The organism is Maribacter corallii, from assembly GCF_047345415.1.
In the GTDB taxonomy this organism is placed as follows: domain Bacteria; phylum Bacteroidota; class Bacteroidia; order Flavobacteriales; family Flavobacteriaceae; genus Maribacter_C.
Genome location: NZ_JBLFEP010000001.1, coordinates 615336 through 631711, shown reverse-complemented (window position 1 = coordinate 631711; position 16376 = coordinate 615336). Strand labels below are relative to the sequence as shown.

General features: G+C 42.9%; 17 protein-coding genes. All 17 read right to left on the bottom strand.

All coding sequences use genetic code 11. The annotated features are described in order from the left end of the window. Positions 1-4 precede the first annotated feature (4 nt). The 17 genes from ACKWCA_RS02825 to ACKWCA_RS02745 all read right to left on the bottom strand — a co-directional run bounded on the left by ACKWCA_RS02825 (position 5) and on the right by ACKWCA_RS02745 (position 16347). The gene (locus ACKWCA_RS02825) at positions 5-3688 is read right to left on the bottom strand and encodes an MMPL family transporter (protein WP_413976619.1); all 3684 of its coding nucleotides are present in this window, start codon (positions 3686-3688) and stop codon (positions 5-7) included. Then, on the bottom strand, positions 3681-4826 hold the full coding sequence (locus ACKWCA_RS02820; protein WP_413977113.1) for a DUF2062 domain-containing protein: 1146 nt from the start codon (positions 4824-4826) through the stop codon (positions 3681-3683). The genes ACKWCA_RS02825 and ACKWCA_RS02820 overlap by 8 nt, the downstream gene beginning before the upstream one ends. A gap of 123 nt (positions 4827-4949) precedes the next feature. After that, positions 4950-5438 carry a hypothetical protein gene (locus ACKWCA_RS02815; protein WP_413976618.1) on the bottom strand — a complete coding sequence of 163 codons (489 nt, stop codon included), beginning with the start codon at positions 5436-5438 and terminating at the stop codon, positions 4950-4952. Continuing rightward, positions 5439-5807, bottom strand: a complete 369-nt coding sequence (locus ACKWCA_RS02810; protein ID WP_413976617.1) for a hotdog family protein — start codon at positions 5805-5807, stop codon at positions 5439-5441. Next, on the bottom strand, positions 5808-6401 hold the full coding sequence (locus ACKWCA_RS02805) for a porin family protein (RefSeq protein WP_413976616.1): 594 nt from the start codon (positions 6399-6401) through the stop codon (positions 5808-5810). It lies immediately after the preceding gene. Beyond that, entirely contained in the window at positions 6402-7010 is a 609-nt protein-coding gene (gene lolB2 / locus ACKWCA_RS02800; RefSeq protein ID WP_413976615.1) for a flexirubin biosynthesis protein LolB2, read from the bottom strand. It abuts the gene before it with no gap. After that, the gene (lolA2, locus tag ACKWCA_RS02795) at positions 6991-7644 is read right to left on the bottom strand and encodes a flexirubin biosynthesis/transport protein LolA2 (protein ID WP_413976614.1); all 654 of its coding nucleotides are present in this window, start codon (positions 7642-7644) and stop codon (positions 6991-6993) included. The genes lolB2 and lolA2 overlap by 20 nt, the downstream gene beginning before the upstream one ends. Then, entirely contained in the window at positions 7634-8413 is a 780-nt protein-coding gene (locus ACKWCA_RS02790; protein ID WP_413976613.1) for a polysaccharide deacetylase family protein, read from the bottom strand. Before ACKWCA_RS02790 ends, lolA2 begins: the two co-directional genes overlap by 11 nt. After that, positions 8407-9471: a beta-ketoacyl synthase N-terminal-like domain-containing protein gene (locus ACKWCA_RS02785; RefSeq protein ID WP_413976612.1), complete on the bottom strand. Its 1065-nt coding sequence runs from the start codon at positions 9469-9471 to the stop codon at positions 8407-8409. The genes ACKWCA_RS02790 and ACKWCA_RS02785 overlap by 7 nt, the downstream gene beginning before the upstream one ends. After that, positions 9468-10670 (bottom strand): beta-ketoacyl-[acyl-carrier-protein] synthase family protein, encoded by a 1203-nt coding sequence (locus tag ACKWCA_RS02780; protein WP_413976611.1) that lies wholly within the window; start codon positions 10668-10670, stop codon positions 9468-9470. The genes ACKWCA_RS02785 and ACKWCA_RS02780 overlap by 4 nt, the downstream gene beginning before the upstream one ends. Before the next feature lie 106 nt (positions 10671-10776). Further along, positions 10777-11034 carry a phosphopantetheine-binding protein gene (locus tag ACKWCA_RS02775; RefSeq protein ID WP_413976610.1) on the bottom strand — a complete coding sequence of 86 codons (258 nt, stop codon included), beginning with the start codon at positions 11032-11034 and terminating at the stop codon, positions 10777-10779. Further along, positions 11031-11636, bottom strand: coding sequence for a 3-oxoacyl-ACP synthase (locus ACKWCA_RS02770; protein WP_413976609.1), 606 nt, complete (start codon positions 11634-11636; stop codon positions 11031-11033). The genes ACKWCA_RS02775 and ACKWCA_RS02770 overlap by 4 nt, the downstream gene beginning before the upstream one ends. A gap of 4 nt (positions 11637-11640) precedes the next feature. Continuing rightward, positions 11641-12705, bottom strand: coding sequence for a methyltransferase (locus tag ACKWCA_RS02765; RefSeq protein ID WP_413976608.1), 1065 nt, complete (start codon positions 12703-12705; stop codon positions 11641-11643). A 67-nt stretch (positions 12706-12772) separates the two neighbouring features. Further along, positions 12773-13924 carry a beta-ketoacyl-[acyl-carrier-protein] synthase family protein gene (locus ACKWCA_RS02760; protein ID WP_413976607.1) on the bottom strand — a complete coding sequence of 384 codons (1152 nt, stop codon included), beginning with the start codon at positions 13922-13924 and terminating at the stop codon, positions 12773-12775. Beyond that, on the bottom strand, positions 13911-14342 hold the full coding sequence (locus ACKWCA_RS02755; protein ID WP_413976606.1) for an acyl-CoA thioesterase: 432 nt from the start codon (positions 14340-14342) through the stop codon (positions 13911-13913). The genes ACKWCA_RS02760 and ACKWCA_RS02755 overlap by 14 nt, the downstream gene beginning before the upstream one ends. Then, positions 14343-15611 (bottom strand): ABC transporter permease, encoded by a 1269-nt coding sequence (locus ACKWCA_RS02750; protein WP_413976605.1) that lies wholly within the window; start codon positions 15609-15611, stop codon positions 14343-14345. Next, positions 15604-16347, bottom strand: a complete 744-nt coding sequence (locus tag ACKWCA_RS02745; RefSeq protein ID WP_413977112.1) for an ABC transporter ATP-binding protein — start codon at positions 16345-16347, stop codon at positions 15604-15606. Before ACKWCA_RS02745 ends, ACKWCA_RS02750 begins: the two co-directional genes overlap by 8 nt. Between the last annotated feature and the right edge of the window lie 29 nt (positions 16348-16376).

Here is a 16376-nt window from a genome sequence, read left to right as displayed (position 1 = left end):
AGGCTTATATTCGTTTTAATAGCGCGAAGGAATCGTGCATTTCTTGTGGCACGAACCCTAGGTTCACTGCAGCTTCCAAACTACTTTCCTTGGCCCTCTTAAGAAGTATCAAGATAGTAATTTCATCCAATTCTCCATTGAGGAGGTCACCTAAGTCAAATGCTGTTGTATCAATGATGAGCACATTGGCTTTTTGTGCCATCACTTCGGGGATGTTGTCGAATACCTTGATTTTACTATATTGATGAGTGAGGTAATTGTTCTTTAAGATGGCCTGTGCTTCTCGGTCTGCCAAAAAGCAATGGATTCTTCGATCTATGGAGTCCAGGGCCATTAGCAAATCGAATTGACCCCAATCGGCCGAGATATGGATTATCGTTTCTTTTTCTCCCAAATACGTGAGCAGTGTTTTGTAGGTATCCCCATTCACTTTCAGGTCTTGTTTGACCCCCTTGTAAAACAAATTGCCTTTATGCCTATAATTTTGCAATATAAGCTGATGCCAGTAGGTTTTCCCTTCCAGCCGATTGCGCATCTTTCGAAACGCATCTCGAAAGTATCGACCAAAAAGCTTCGGACGTTCGCGATAGCTGCCGCCGAAGGTAGTATCACCAGCTTTGATTCGCGGTAGGATCTCTACGGTAAAACTCCCATCCCGAATGACAAAGCTTCCCTTGGGGGATACTTCCGCCCCGCCATGGATCATTACCGGAACAATATCCAACCCTAACCGCTCGGCAAGGTAAAAGGCTCCTTTATGAAAACGATGTACTTTATTGGTAGAAGAGCGTGCGCCTTCCGGAAAAGCAACGATTGAAAACCCTTGGGTAACTTTATGTTGAAGAAATTCTTCGCCGTTTTCGACACCGCCCGAAACAGGATACGCTCCATGAAGCTTGGCAGCACTGCCTACAGTGGGGGAGTTGTACACATGATCTTTGACCAGATAAATGAGTTTCGGAGTCAGCATGCCCATCGCCAGAATATCTAGAAACGAGGTGTGGTTGGCAATGAACATCGCTGGTTTTTTGAACGTTTCTCCGTGTTCGTTGACTACTTTTTTGGAGAGAAAAGGATTGGTGTACAAGACCGATTTCATAAATTTCGAAACCACCTGATGTAGTCCCATCTGCTTTTTCAAATGGGCTTTCGGATTGATTTTCATGATAATCCAAGCATATGCCGAAAGTAGTATGCCTCCTAAATCAAAATAGCCAAACGATACCAGGGAATGGGCAAGAACCCGAGGGCGAATCGGTCTTTTGTTCGTATTTCCTATAAAAAGATGAAAGAGTAAAGGCTGTATGGTAAAGGAGACCAAGGCCGCCGATAGAATACCGATGATACACACTATGGATACGGAATACAGTGCTGGATGTTTGGCGAAAACCAGCACTCCAATTCCTAGAAGCGTGGTGAGCACGGAAAGGATAATCGAGGTCTTGTGAGTGGCCAAGGTTTTTTCTCCTGTTCGGTACTCTGCTAGTAATCCATTTGTGATGAAAATACTGTAATCGACCCCTAGTCCAAAAATAAAACTGGAAACGATGCTATTGAAAATGTTGAATTCGATCTTAAAAAAAGCTAAGACCCCGATGGTTAAAAACCAACTTAAAAACAGGGGTATGGCCGTTATCAATAGCAAGGAAGTGCTACGGTAAAATAAAGTCAACAATAGTACGACGGCGATAAGCGAGTACCAAATCAGACGATTAAAGTCATTTTTGAGGCTTCCTAAAAAGGTTTCATTCACCTGTTTTCTATCTATTAACAGGGTTTGCGAAACATTTTCAAAAGAGGCTCTTACGCGCTCCAATTTGGCGTCATCCACTTTGATAAGGGAGGTGATGGTCGTATTGCTAGTGTCGGAAACGAGAAAATCTTCGATAGCAAAAGACGCTAATTCACTCACGTCAGTTTGGTGTATTGGATTGAATTCTGAATTCAATAGTGCGTAGAACGGAGCAAAGGTATTTTCCTTAAATCCGAGGGTTGTACCACTTTCAACAAAGTTTTTTTTGACGGTTTCGATTTTATCGGTGCTCCAGAAGTCGTTCCAAAGTGCAATTTTTTCGGTTTGGCGCTCTTGGGAAGGCAAAAGGCCGCCAATTGAGGTGTAACTGATGATTTCTCCGGTGCTTTTCAGCGATTTAAGCTTTTCATATAAGGCATCATTTTGCCTTAAAACGTTTTCTTGCTCCGATCCATAGGTGGCCAAGTACACTGATTTGGATTCGATATCGGTAAGTGCCTCTAATCTTTCCCGCGCCTGTATCAAGACCTCTGATTCATAGTTCAACTTAGCAATATCTTTGTTGAACGTGATGTTTTTGTAGGTGAGCATGCTTGTGATCGATAGGATGGCCAAACCGGCGATAACCCATTTGTTTTGGTGCAGTTTATATTCGGCCAAGCGGTCCAACAGCGTTCTTTTGTTCGCATGCTTTGGGTGGAGGCGGTATGCCTGAGGAATGAACAGAAGGGCAAAGACGGAAGCTCCCAACACACTGATAGCGGCGAAAATCCCCAAATCTTGTAACGCCTGTGATTTCAAGAAAAGCAGACATAAAAAGGCAGAAGCCGTAGTGAGACTGCTCATGAGAATAGACGGCGTCACTTCATGGAAAAGACTTTTGAGCGATTTGCCGTTTCGAATATGGGTGAGAATGTGCAATGAATAATCCAAGGTGACTCCCAACAACACCGATCCAATGCCCAGTGAGATTGCCGATATTTTTTCTCGTAACAAGACCAAGATAGCAACAGATAACAATCCTCCGAAAACGGTGGGCAAGAACAGGATCAACGGAAGGCTCAATTTGCGATAAAAAAGGATCAAAAGGATGAAGAGTACGATCAGGGCGATCGAAGCCGTAATTTGTACATCCTTTTTAATCTGTTTTGCGTTGGCTACCGCTACTAGGGCCGCCCCGAAATAGTCTACCGAAACTTGGTCTCCATAGGTTTTCTGAAGTTGGGCTTTTAGGTCGTACAGCTGCGAAACAAAAGGGGTGTTCTTATCGGTTTCACCAGAGGCGAAGACCGGGGTGATGAACAACAGGATGTTTTTTTCTTCTTGATCGATGACAAACCCATCCTTCAGGTGAAAATCCTCGGCAATACCGAGTTGCTGCAATTTTTTTAGGGCTATGAATGAAAGTCCGAGGGGGTCTTTTCGAATGGTTTTCGAAGCGATGATTCCGGATGGCGAGATCAAGGTACGGTAATGCTGCTGGGTTAGTTGGGCAATGCTATCTGCCGATAGTTGTTGTGCAAGAGCCTCATAATCGGCTTCCTCTAGATAAAGGGGAAGGTTTTTGTAGACCAAATTCAAGGTGTTGGGCAGGTCTTCTTCATGTAATTTTCCCTGAATTCTTTTAATATAAGGCGCACCTTCGTTCTGAAGGGTATCCAAGAAATCGGTGGCGTATTGTGTAAGTTCCTCTACCGAGGTATCGTCGTCGCGGTGAATATTGACGATTACCTTATCGGTGAAGGCAATCGATTTTAGAATTTCCTGCGTCCTTTTCGACTCCTCGCTTTCGGGAATCAATGAGCTGATATCATCGTCGAATGCGATTCTTGAAATGATGCCCGCTAGCAGAGATGCGATCAATAGGAGAGCGAAAAAGCTCAGCCCTTTCTTTTGGGAAATCAGTTGATACGCCTTATGGAAAAAATTACCCATTCTCGACGGCTATTTTTTTTCTATTGAAAAGAGTCAGTAAAAGATACCCCACTGAACCGAACAGTAGCCCCCCTAAAACGGATAAGGTCAAGCTACCGATGATATAGGTCTTTAAATGGGTAATAAACTCAAAGTTAGTTACGATGCTATCAAAAGAGTACGTCAATTCTTCTCCTGTCATAAGTGTCCCCATTCGTAAGCTGACATAGAGTACAAAAGGAATAAAAGGTGCTAGACTAATATTCGAAAAAGCAAAGGCAATGACTTTATTCAATTTAAGTAATACGGCCAGGAACAAGACAATGACCGTATGAAACCCCCATAAGGGGCATAGGCCGATAAATACGCCCAAAGCGATGGAAAGCGCTTTTTTTCGGGGAGAATCACTGCTGTATAAAAGATCTTCTTTTACAAACTTTCGAAATCCCTTTTTTCTGAATTTTCGGTACAGGTCTCTTGGTTTGATCCAAAAAAGGGCGACCAACACAAACCAGGTATTCAAAACACTGATACGGGCGAAATCGGGTACTTTTCTAAAATGCGAAACGCGTTCTTCTTCATCATACGAGACCTGTATCGGAATATTTTTGACCAAGGTTCCGTTCCATGCGGCTTTGACGATTACCTCGATTTCAAATTCGAACTTAGGTGTGTACAACTTGAGTTTTTCCAGGAATTTCAAGGGATACAGACGGTAACCGCTTTGCGTATCCTGTAACCGGATACCGGTCTCAAACCAAAACCAAAAATTGGAAAATTTGTTCCCAAAGCTACTGGATCCCGGCACATCCGCTTGATCCATATTGCGCGCTCCGATGAATATTACATTTTGGGAAGGTTCTTTTTGAAGTGCTTCCAAAAAAACAGGGATATCCTCCGGAAAATGTTGCCCGTCGGAATCTATGGTAATCGTAAATTCATAACCTAGTGTCAACGCCTCTGCAAAGCCTATTTTTAGAGCATTGCCCTTTCCCTTATTTTCATCGAGGTGAATTTGATGTAATTGGGAATACGGTTCTAAAATTTCGGCCGTAGTATCCGTAGACCCGTCATTGACTACAATAATATTGTTGGTGTACACGAGAATGCCATCCAGTACTTTTTTTAAGGTCTTGTGGTTGTTATAGGTGGGTACCATTACACAGCAGTTCAACTGATGCATGGTTTCCTGAATGGTGAGGGTGGCTGCCACTGGTGATTTTCTTCAATGCCTTAGTTGATTTTCAGGCTCATTGCATCGCAAAGATAATGAACTCGATATCTAAAACAATTGCTTTTCCGCGGTGCTGAACTGCTTGGAATGTGAGACGTATCCTTGTATGAAGGCTTTGATGCCCTCATCTTTGAGCAAGGGATATCGATTCAGGATAAATTGTTTGTCTTCGTCAAGATCGCCCTTGTACCTCAAGAGTTTTGGTGCGTTTTCCTGAACGCCCATGCGAAGGCATCTGATTTCGATGCTTTCCGGGGCTTTGGATATGGCGTGTTCCAGAAGGGTAGCGCCTTCTTTAAAGTACTTTTTCTTATCCCTTATGGCTCTGGTAAATTTTGCCTTTAACGTCAAAAGTGCTCCTTTATAGGCAATAAGAGTCGCATCATCTTCTTCCGAAACTTCGGAGAGCGATTTTGACAAGGCTTCTGCGGTATGCATGTCAATAGTGGCGGTCGGATATTCCAGCCGGAGTACTTTTAACTCCTGACAAGCTAGTCCTAAGGGAAGTAATATTACAAAAAGAAGTACAAGACGCATCTAATGCTGTTTTTTGAAAGTAGCGTTCAACTTTAGTGCCACAGTGTCATCATACGAGGTTACATTCTTGACTTTTATGATTCCATCCTCCTCAGAGATGGTCAAAGCCAGATCAATAAGCGCATTGACCTCAGGATTGATAATGGCCATAAACTTGACATTCGAGGCCTTGTTCAAGAATAGTTTTTGGTTCAAATTTTGTTCCGTGAGTTCCTTGATCATTTGAATCATACAAACTCCGGGCATCACCGGGCTATCCGGAAAATGACCTTTGAACACCTCGTGTTCTTTATGAATTTTGACTTTGGCCTTCACACCCTGTTCGTTTTTTTCTATAGTTTGAACAGTATATAATCCTTCTATAAGCATCTATTTGGTTTTAAATATATAAGCCAGCCCTACCTGATAAACAGAGTTCAATTGGCTGCCGTTTTCTTCGAACAAATCGCGACTTCCTAAGAAGTCCGTACTAAGGGCCCCTTGTTTATAACGGGCTTCAAGGGTAAGTCCGAAACCGAATTCATATCCAATTCCCCCACTAAAAGTCATATCAATCGGGCTAATGTCAAATTCATCATCCCCCGAACCGAATAAGGGGGTCCAGTTACCACCGACATTAAAGTCGAAGCCAAGCCCCACATTGAAATGAAACCCTTTTTTAGGCCCCACAAAGAACTTGTTCGCCGCTGTTATGGCGATATAGTCGATATGGACATCTCCGAATTCCGTTGAATTCGATTTCCCTCCTTGACGCGAATATATGATTTCGGGCTGCAAGGCATAATAGTCACCAAGGGAAATATCAATTAATCCACCGAGGTAAAAATCAGATTTATTCTCTAACCTTGTGTTGCTTAGGTTTGAATTGTTGAGCCCCAGTTTTATTCCCGGTCTGACTTGACCGTGCAAGAAAACAAAGTTCCCGATGCAAACAAGGCAAGATATGAATAATAACTTTTTCATTTAGATGGCTTTTAAAGTAATGTCCAAATCGAGATTTTGGTGTAAAATCTGAATGTGCTTCGCAAAATCATCGGAAATTTCCGAGAATATAAATTCTACCTTGCCTTTCTCGTTTTTGACCTTAATTATTTTTTGCAATCCTCCTATATTATTGAAATAGAAGTGTTTTTGCTTCCCGACCCTCGCTTGATTAAGGATTGTTTCGTTGCCTGTAAAGGATTTTTCCACGAGGGCAGTTTCCGTCACTAACACCCTAAAGTCATTTTTTAAAATTTTAAGTAGCGGCTTTCGATTTAACTCTTTTGCAACATGATTTACTTCGAATAGGTCTTCTTTAAATGTGAAATCAAAAATTTTATTGCCCAGTTCTGTGGTAAAAACAATTCGATGATGGTTTGCCCCTACCTTTTTAACGATAAAAATACCTCCGAAAGAACGATTGAAAGCCTTGATATTGGCCTTGTATACGTAATCTTTGGTCTGATCGGAAAAGTAAGGGTTAGCGCTATGATCTGCAGTCGGTGAGGTGGGTGTAAACCCCTTTTTTTTCGGATAGGAAGTACAAGAAATTAGGGTTGCCCATAAAAGGCTACTGATCAAAAACCGCATCGGAAATGGTTTGGTTTGTAGTACGATTGTCAAAAACAATTTGGGTATAGTCTTCAGAGGGCTCGATCATTTTCACTTCTTGAACTTCACCAGTGTCATTGAAAATGATTTGGAATGACTTTATGAACTCTCTAAATTGTGGGTCGGTAGGTTCGAAATGTACCTCGCTCTTTTCCTTTATTTTCAGATAAGTCGCCTTAAATTCCGACGCTTCGAACAAGTTGCCTTTGATGCTTGCCGTAATGAGTTGGTTCAATTGCTTGAAAATGGCATTTGAGCCCATATCCATTGAACTTTTGTTCCCGTTGTCATTGATGTATAAGCTCTCATCTTTGAAGATGACCACATAGGCAAAGGGGCTCACATATTCCCACCTTATCTTATCGGGGGTTTTGAAGACCAATTTTCCTTTGGATTCGATATCGTTGGATAAAAAGTCAAGATGCTTGTACTGTACAAAGTCACTGGAAATGGTTTTGGTGGTTCGAGATAAGGCCTTGACCTTCTCTTTCAACGCATCTGCTTCTGATGTGGTCATCGGTACTTGAGATAGTGCTGTATGTATCCCAAAAAGAAGGAGAAGTATTAGGCTGATGCCTATCTTCAAGGTGTTGTACTGCTCTCTATGAATCATAGGCTTCAATATTCAGAAGTTGGTCTACCGTGACCGACTTCAAACCATTATCGTCCAAAAATAGCAATAACCGTTCCAACACGTGAATGGTTTTTTGACTGGTGTCATGAAGTAAAACGATATCGCCCTTTGAAACTTTATCCGTAATGCGTTCTAAAACTGCAGCTTCATTCCTCGAGGTCGTATCCAATGAACGTACATTCCAGCCGATACTTTGCACTTTCAATTGTGCAACCGCTTTTTCTATCATTGGGTTGGTCACCCCAAAGGCCGGTCGATATAACTTCAGCTGTTTTCCGGTCAGGTTTTTTACCACATCCGCCGTCTTATGGAGTTCTTCGATTACCTTTTCGGTGCCAAAAAAACCAAAAGATTTGGAATGGGAGTAGGTATGGTTTCCGACGGTATGTCCTTCGGCCAAAATCTTTTTGAAAAGTTCAGGATGCTGCTCTATCGCTTTTCCAGTGCAGAAAAAAGTAGCCTTTGCATCATGTTTCTTCAATAGTTCGAGCGTTTGGGGTGTATACTCCGGATGGGGTCCGTCGTCAAAGGTCAGGGCGATTTCGTTATTTTTTGTGGCTTTGTTGGCATGTAAAGAGGTCAAATGGTAATTCCACTGGATAAGAAAAGACCCGCAGACCGTAATCACTAAAAAGAGCAAAAAAAGGATCGCAAAGGTCCAACTAGGTATTTCAGAATACCTGTCGAGTAGTAACAGTATCCCAAAAAGCAGTAGGACAAGAACGCTTACAGGTTTACGTCTTAACATTTTTTGAGCAGCACAAGGCTGTGATTTTTCCCTCTGTATTGGTTATAGATCAAGACCGTCTTCGCTGAAGAATGCAGTGCATTGAGTTTAACGATATCAGGAACCGATGCTGTTTTGATGATTTTCGAGGATAACCAAAAGGCGAATGCGGAAGCGGTATCAAACTCTCCGGAAAGGTGTTTGAAATACGCTTGGGGGGTATTCGCAAAAAGCCCAGCACTTAAAACCTGGTAGTATCCGTCGAAATTGATATCCCCATTATTTCCCAAAACCACAAGATCGATATCTTCAATGGAATGATCGTGATACTTTAAAAAAGATCGGACTTGGTCAGGGAGTTGCTCCTGTGCCAGTTCATTATATATTTCAAGACCTAATAGTTCGGCGTATGTAGAATCTTGTTTCTCATTAGAGAGGACAAAGAAATGGGAACCTTCCGACATGACCGCCCCCTCGGTCTTGGAACTCAACAGGGTCTTCATGGTCACTGGCTGATTCTTGAAATGATCGATCAATTGATGTGTGCGTACATGGTGTTCCACCATTTCGTCTACACCACCAACCAAAATATGGGTGGCTTCATCATTTTCAAGCTGCAACTGGGCATCCAACAAACTTGATTCAAAGGATACGGCCGAGTTGACATAGGTGAAATTGTATCCTTTACATCCCAGGCCCAAAGCGATTTGCCCGGCCACGGTATTATGTGACGATTGAATAAAACGTGTGGGAGTCAAGAACTGTTCCTCGTTCTTGATAATATCACTTACAAATTTGGACGAATCATCCAAGCAACCCAAACCGGTACCGACGATTATCGCATCGATATTCTCTAAGCCAGCTTCTTTGAGTGCGGTTTGTGAACTTACCGTACTCATTTTAATACCCTTCGCCATCCGTCGCGCTGCGGCAGGTGGGATGTATGCTTTATAGTTCGGTGATACTACCTTGAGTTCGGTAGCCTCATAGTCAGTGATTTCCTCTAAAAACTCGGAGTTGTCAAAAGTTTTTTGAGCGGAAACAGAACCCACGCTATTGATGTATACCGATTTTTTCACGCTTCTTTAGAGAGTATTAGAGTGGAGCAATTGCCACCAAAACCAAAAGAGTTGGAAAGCACATGACGCAATTCTTTTTCTTTGGATTCGGTCTCCGGAAGCAGATCGAATTCGCTCATGGGTGTTTGAAAATTGAGGTTCGGATAGATACGGTTATGCTGGAGTGCCAAAATGGAATACACGGCCTCAACGCCTCCTGCGACTGCCAAGGTATGGCCAGTGAACGCCTTGGTCGAACTAAATTCGGGCACCTTGCCTTCGCCGAACAACCGTAGCATTGCCCGACCTTCCGATAGGTCATTGTTAGGGGTTGCCGTGCCATGTGCATTTACATAGTCTATGTCCTCTGGTGTTAAACCTGCGACTTTTAACGCTTTTTTCATTGCCATAACGGCCCCATCACCATTCTCTGAAGACGCTGTTTGGTGAAAGGCGTCATTGGCGTTACCATATCCCGTAACATAGGCCAGTACAGCTCTATTTTCTTTTTGAACGATCTCTTCCGATTCCAATACCAAAAAAGCACCTGCTTCACCCAGATTAAGTCCTTTTCTATCGTTATCAAATGGGCTATTATAGGTATCGGAAAGAATCATTAAGGTCTTGAACCCATTGATCGTAAACTTTGAAAGCGCGTCTGTTCCCCCGACGATAGCACGATCCAAACGCCCTGACTTGATCATCCGTGCCCCTAACATAATCGCATTGGCCGCCGAAGAACAAGCAGTACTGATCGTAGTCATAAAACTGGCCTCTAACCCTAGGTAAGCGGCGATTTTCTGTGTGGAATCGCCCGCATGTAGGCCATCGATATGTTGGTGGTGCTTATCGCTTTCAAAATATTCAAAGAAGTACTGTTCAGATTTATCCATACCTCCGACAGTAGTACTTGAAATCAGGCCTGTTTTACAATCGTTGATGTCAACTATACCGGCTTGGTCTATGGCTTCCTTTGCGGCCATGATACCAAGCATTGGCGAACGTGAATGGGTGTTTTTAGATAGGCCGAGCATGTCCTCCAATTCCGAGTTGGTGGCTTTCACTTCACCTACCATGATTTCGTCTTTGTGAATGGTGTCTATTTGGGTGATGCTCGAAATACCCCTTTGTCCGCTAATAAGCGAAGCGTAATTCTCCTGTACATTTCCGCCAATGGCTGAAATGATGCCCATACCCGTGATTGCTATGCCTTTACTCATAATGCGTTAGGACTGGATTTGTTCCGTTCGTAAAAATACGAAACCAACGGGTTTATCGTAGAAATTTTAATGGGTGTGCCGAAAGAAAATAGCCGAAGGAAAGGTGTTATCGACTTCTGTGCTCGGCAATATACCCGGCCATAGTATCGATGGATTCAAAAATCTTCCTCCCCTCTTTTGGATCGGCTAGCTTGATACCGTAGTCTTTGTCTAGCATTACGATTAATTCCAACGCGTCAATTGAGTCAAGCCCCAACCCCTCACCAAAAAGAGGGTCGGTATCGGCAATCTCTTCGACAGCGACATCTTCAAGATTCAATTGCTCAATGATTTTCTCTTTTAATTCTAGTTTCAAATCACTCATATGGTCTGATATAATCGTGTTAATTCTTCTGATGTATGTGCAAAAATACCGTTCTTGGCAACAACGTACAAAAATGCATCATATTTTCCCTTATCGAAATCTACCCATCCACATAAAACCTTTTCAGAATTCGAGGTCCGCAGCAGGCTACTGCAATATGCCTGTAGCTCCGATGGGTTGAAGCTTTCAAAGATGAAAAAGGCATTCTCTGAATGTAGTTCGTGTTTTATGCTGATTTCCCCCAAGCATATATTCGGAAGGGTATAGACAAATACAGCAGGACTCGGATAAAAATCAGCGGTATTTTCTATGGATTCTTGGTGCTTCCTGTCCGTATCAAGACTTGAGCCCTTGTTCGAAAATACCAGGGCTATTTTTTTTTCCGTTTCGTTTTTGAGCATTATGTCCGCAGCAATGAACGCCAGCTTGCTCAAGTTGTCCATCTTAAAAAACTTGGAGTAACTCAGTCCAAGGGACTTGTAACTTGCCTTGATAAAAGCAGCAAAATCCGTTTCGGGGGTCTCAAATAGCATTTCTCCGTTCACCGAAATCCGATGGTTTCGAATATGACAAAAACGCTCTATTTGAAATGAGGAATCCAAAGGGTTATTGCTTTTTTTTGCAGACAAACATCGTATGAAAATCCCCTACCTTCTTATCGGCTACCAAATTCAAACCGGCCGAATGGACCAGATCCTTGAATTCATCAGAAGTATACATCTTGCTATTTCCATTGGCCAATGCCGTAAAATATAGCGATGTTGCTTCCAAAGTCAGTTTCGCGCTTCCATACTGTTGCCTGTCGGTATAGGTTTCGATAATGATCAGTTCCGTATCCGCATCCATCGCGTTGACGGCCACCTTCAATATTTTGAGAATCTCTTCTTTTGAAAAACAGTCTAAAAACTGACTCATCCAAATAGTATCCGCCCCTTTTGGGATAACCGGATTTTCAGATAACCAATCGATTTCTTGACCGGTTATACGATTCTCGAATCCGTTTTTTTCCGCATGTGCCAGTGCTTTGTTCAATTGGCCCGGTAAGTCAAAAATCTTGACATTGATATCTTCGGAATGTGAACAGCATAGAATCGCAAATTTACCTGTATTGCCGCCAATGTCGAAAAGTAGCTTGGGCTTTTTCTCAAAAACCGTTTCTAGAGCCTCTCCAAAAATCTCATCGGAATAGTAATGGTCGAAGGCGAACCATGATTTTTGTTCTTTTGGTGTCAGTTTTGAAAGCCCCTCGTAGATGGTAGGCCAATCTCCCAATTCCTTTAATCCTGAAGGGGTTCCTGTTTCTATAGCGTCTTGCAGATGATAGAGCCCTTGGTAGCAAATGTCTTGCGTGAAATTGATATTTGCCGACGTCATTTGGTTATAGTTCAGGAAATAGCCAATTTTAGTCAGCTCGTATTTTCCTGATTCATGCTTTTCAACAATGGTTGAAGATTCCGCTATTTCCAACAAAACGCTCAAACCATATTCGCTGATATTCAGTTTTTTTGAAATTTCGGCAATGGTCGCACCACCTTCGGCACTATGGTCGAAAATAAAATCTAGTATGCCTAGATTTCTCAATGAAACGGTCGCCTGAAAAACAAATGGGGCAAAGGCTATTTTTTGAGCCTCTTGCAAAGCATCAAAAGCTTTCATGGTTTTTTTAGACATCGGTAATTCCTTGGTTTACTGTAATTTTAAGCATGCGAATTTAAGAACAATGGGTCGTTATTTAGGTCTAATCTCCAACTTTTTGAAAAATGGCGGCGGTATTACACCCTCCAAAACCCGAAGCGGTCTTCAAAAAAGTTTTGATCGGTTTTTTTGTCGTACGTTCAATGATATTCAGCGGTCGAGAGACACCAAGTTCTTGAAAACCCTTAGAAGCAAAAAGGGTGTTTTGATGCAAGCTATGCATTCCGATGATGGTTTCCAAAAGCCCTGAAGCCCCCAAGGTATGACCGAAATACCCCTTTAGACTGTTCAAAGGTGTTTCTTGAAGGCCGGCACGGTTAAAGGCGATGGCCTCCATTTCATCGTTGAACAAAGTCGCCGTACCGTGAGCGGAGATGTAATCGATTTCGTCGGCCTGCAAATGTGCTTGGTGCAGAGCATTGGTTGCACTTCTGAATAGTCCTTCGCCAGTTCGTGAAGGTCCGGAGATATGATTCGCATCATTACAAGAAGCCTCGCCCAAAACCTTTACCGATTCCGCAACTAGATTCGATGTATCGTTAGTGACCAGAACACTTGCCGCCACTTCACCAATGTTGATGCCCGAGCGTGTCTTGCAATACGGTCGGCAGGGCGTATCACTTAAGGCTTGAAACGCATTGAAACCAGATAAAATGAATTGTGTGACCAAATCACCACCAACTACAAAAACGTGGTCAAATCGGCCTTCAGAAATATATCTTTTGGCAACAGCTATGGCCAGAACCCCGGAAACACAAGCATTTGAAAGTACAATGGCCTGATTTTGGAAACCGAAATGACGCTGTATCGTTGCACCTAAAGCACTCAGGTAGGCCCTTTCTTCAGGAAACGGACTCTTTTGTTCCAATACGTCGATATTACCTTTAGTAGTTGAAATTAGGAGACCGACCCGATCAGTCAATTCCATATTCGAAGCCGATATAGTCTTGCTCAAGGAAACCAAGAGCATTTTTTCAAGTCGAGTGTGTCTTTCTTGAGGATTCAGTAAGTCGTACTTTTCTTCAAGCGCTTCGCCTGATACTCTTGACGAAAAAAATGGCTGTGGTAAAATGGTAGGGTCCTCGGTCAATTGCAAACCGGAAACTTCATTACTGATTTGATGAATGGCGTTTGCACTATCAAAACCATAGGCCGAAACAATAGTATTATGTGAGAGATAGCTATTGCTCATCATCCAGAAGCCCTACTTTTATTTTCCAATCCTTAAAGAATTTAGGGAATTCCAAGGAAAGCTCTCCAAACAGTTCTACAAAAACCTGTACGGTTTCACCGGTACAGACCACCTTACCTTCAGGATTCAAAATCTCATATTTGAATACCATTTTCGCAGCAGCCGAATCTACATAAGTGGTTTTGATCTTGGCCACATCACCATATCGTAATGGTAATTTATGCTCGCATGAGGATTTTACGATAGGCGTACTGAAATTATGCGTTTTTTGATCGAGATACGAAATACCGTGATGTCGACCGAAAGCCTCTCGCCCGTCTTCAAAATACTGGATGTAGTTTCCGTGCCAGACGATGCCCAAGGGATCACACTCTGTAAACCGAACGCGTACATCGCTGGTGAAACTGATTTCTTTTTTCATCTAAACCGCATTTTTTTTGTTGTAGTAGGCTATGGCCAAGGCAGTCGTCACTACAAAAAACAAAAGTAACAATGTAATCTCAGGAACAAGTTCCTTCAACGGAACATTTCTGAGGAAAACATCATAAAATGCGCTCAAGCCCCAGTTCATCGGAGACAGCCCTGAAAGCGTCTGCATGAATTTCGGCATGGCAAAAACCGGTACCCATACACCACCGATAGCAGCTAAAATAACCACAAGGGTAGCTCCAAAAGGGGCGGATTGTTCTTGGCTTTTGGCGATGGTACCCACCAGGAGCCCTAAACCTACTGCCGCCAAGCCTACAAAAAAGGCTACAAGAAACAATAAGGGTAGCCTATCGGAAATATCGAGTTGTGGCAATCCGAGAAGCGGGAACAAATAGATGCCGACCAAGAGCATCAAGGTGAACTGAATAAGTGAAACGACCAGAAATACGAGAGCTTTCCCCCCTAATACAATAGCATAGGAAACGGGATGCGTGCGCAAACGTACAAAGGTACCTTGGTTCTTTTCGTTGACCATATTGATGGATAAGGGCAGGATAATGAAAAAAATGGCAAAAAGGGTCCAAGCTGGAATGTTGTGCTGAGTCGAGTTCGGAATCAATGCATCTTCCTCCGCATTGGGTACGATTTCCGTAAAAGTGATGAAGGGTTCGGTGTCGAATATCTTTTCCGTGGGATCATCAGTGATCTGTTCTTGAAAAGCCTTGTATATCGATTGGGTCTCAATCTTGGAGACCATTTGATCGATACCGCTTTTTATGGAGTTCCGAAAGGAAAACTGCGTGGCTGGGTCAAAATAGAGTTTGACTTCCTTTGATTCGACTGTCTTGATTGTCGTAGGAATGGAATCTTCAATGGCTCCGAACTGTGCCAAAATGCCATTGACATTGTCTGAAACTTTTTGATTCAGGTCACTGGAAAGGTTTTTTGGAATGACAATCGCCAGCTGGTACTGGCCGTTTTGTACCTGTTGCTGTACTTCTTGCTCATCTGTGCTTTCCGCAAGCTTGAACATTTTGGAAGATCTCAGGTTTTCAAGGATGGTTTGTGAAACTTCACCACGGTCATTGTCGACAAGAACAATCGGGATCTTGTTTTGTTTGATGGTCTTGAAGCTGCTATCTTGAATCAAGGTGATGGTAATGACCAAAAGTAGAGGCATGAGAAACAAAACCGCTAAACCACCCAAGTCGCGGGTGAGTAGTACTACCTCCTTATATGCACTTGCCGTAAGTTTACGCATAATCACGAAGGGCTTTACCAGTTTTCTCTAAAAAGACATCTTCTAAATGACGTGCATTTGTGTGCTGTGCGATCAATTCTTCTGGTTGTCCCTCGCAAACGATCGTTCCTTGATCGATGATCGCAACGCGCGTACAGAATTCCTCAGCTTCGTTCAAGTGATGCGAAGTGTAGATAATGGTGGTGCCTTGTGCATTGATTTGCTTGAGGTAATCGATAATCGCATTTCGCGATTGTACATCAACCCCGACCGTGGGCTCATCAAGAAAGAGCACTTCGGGCTGATGAAGAATTCCGGCAATAAGATTGATACGGCGTTTCATCCCTCCGGAGAAGGTGTTGATTTTTTTGTTCGCGAATTGCGAGAGTCCCAAGGTCTCGAGATGGTCTTGGATGCTTTTTTTCAATTCGTACTTCGGAATACCGTACATACTGCCGAAATACATCAGGTTTTCAGCAGCGGTCAAGGTTGGGTATAGGGCGTATTCCTGGGGAACGGTACCAATGGTTTGTTTGAGTTGTCTTTGGTTCTCTTTATAATTTAGGCCATTGATGCTAAAAGCTCCCGAACTTGGTTTCAGCAATGAACTCAACATTGAAATCAAGGTGGTCTTTCCGGCTCCATTGGGACCTAATAAGCCAAAAATCTCGCCTCGGGCGATGGTTAAATTCAAATCGGATACCGAAAAAAAGTCGGCTCCTTTGTACTTTTTCGAAAGTCGTTCGATTTGAATCATATGTCCGTTGTCCTGCTCAGGCGGTTCTA

Bases quoted from the DNA above. Each gene is read 5' to 3' on its own strand.
- ACKWCA_RS02825 (WP_413976619.1), bottom strand. From the start codon at position 3,688: ATGGGTAATTTTTTCCATAAGGCGTATCAACTGATTTCCCAAAAGAAA.
- ACKWCA_RS02820 (WP_413977113.1), bottom strand. From the start codon at position 4,826: ATGGTACCCACCTATAACAACCACAAGACCTTAAAAAAAGTACTGGAT.
- ACKWCA_RS02815 (WP_413976618.1), bottom strand. From the start codon at position 5,438: ATGCGTCTTGTACTTCTTTTTGTAATATTACTTCCCTTAGGACTAGCT.
- ACKWCA_RS02810 (WP_413976617.1), bottom strand. From the start codon at position 5,807: ATGCTTATAGAAGGATTATATACTGTTCAAACTATAGAAAAAAACGAA.
- ACKWCA_RS02805 (WP_413976616.1), bottom strand. From the start codon at position 6,401: ATGAAAAAGTTATTATTCATATCTTGCCTTGTTTGCATCGGGAACTTT.
- lolB2 (WP_413976615.1), bottom strand. From the start codon at position 7,010: ATGCGGTTTTTGATCAGTAGCCTTTTATGGGCAACCCTAATTTCTTGT.
- lolA2 (WP_413976614.1), bottom strand. From the start codon at position 7,644: ATGATTCATAGAGAGCAGTACAACACCTTGAAGATAGGCATCAGCCTA.
- ACKWCA_RS02790 (WP_413976613.1), bottom strand. From the start codon at position 8,413: ATGTTAAGACGTAAACCTGTAAGCGTTCTTGTCCTACTGCTTTTTGGG.
- ACKWCA_RS02780 (WP_413976611.1), bottom strand. From the start codon at position 10,670: ATGAGTAAAGGCATAGCAATCACGGGTATGGGCATCATTTCAGCCATT.
- ACKWCA_RS02775 (WP_413976610.1), bottom strand. From the start codon at position 11,034: ATGAGTGATTTGAAACTAGAATTAAAAGAGAAAATCATTGAGCAATTG.
- ACKWCA_RS02765 (WP_413976608.1), bottom strand. From the start codon at position 12,705: ATGTCTAAAAAAACCATGAAAGCTTTTGATGCTTTGCAAGAGGCTCAA.
- ACKWCA_RS02760 (WP_413976607.1), bottom strand. From the start codon at position 13,924: ATGATGAGCAATAGCTATCTCTCACATAATACTATTGTTTCGGCCTAT.
- ACKWCA_RS02755 (WP_413976606.1), bottom strand. From the start codon at position 14,342: ATGAAAAAAGAAATCAGTTTCACCAGCGATGTACGCGTTCGGTTTACA.
- ACKWCA_RS02750 (WP_413976605.1), bottom strand. From the start codon at position 15,611: ATGCGTAAACTTACGGCAAGTGCATATAAGGAGGTAGTACTACTCACC.
- ACKWCA_RS02745 (WP_413977112.1), bottom strand. From the start codon at position 16,347: ATGATTCAAATCGAACGACTTTCGAAAAAGTACAAAGGAGCCGACTTT.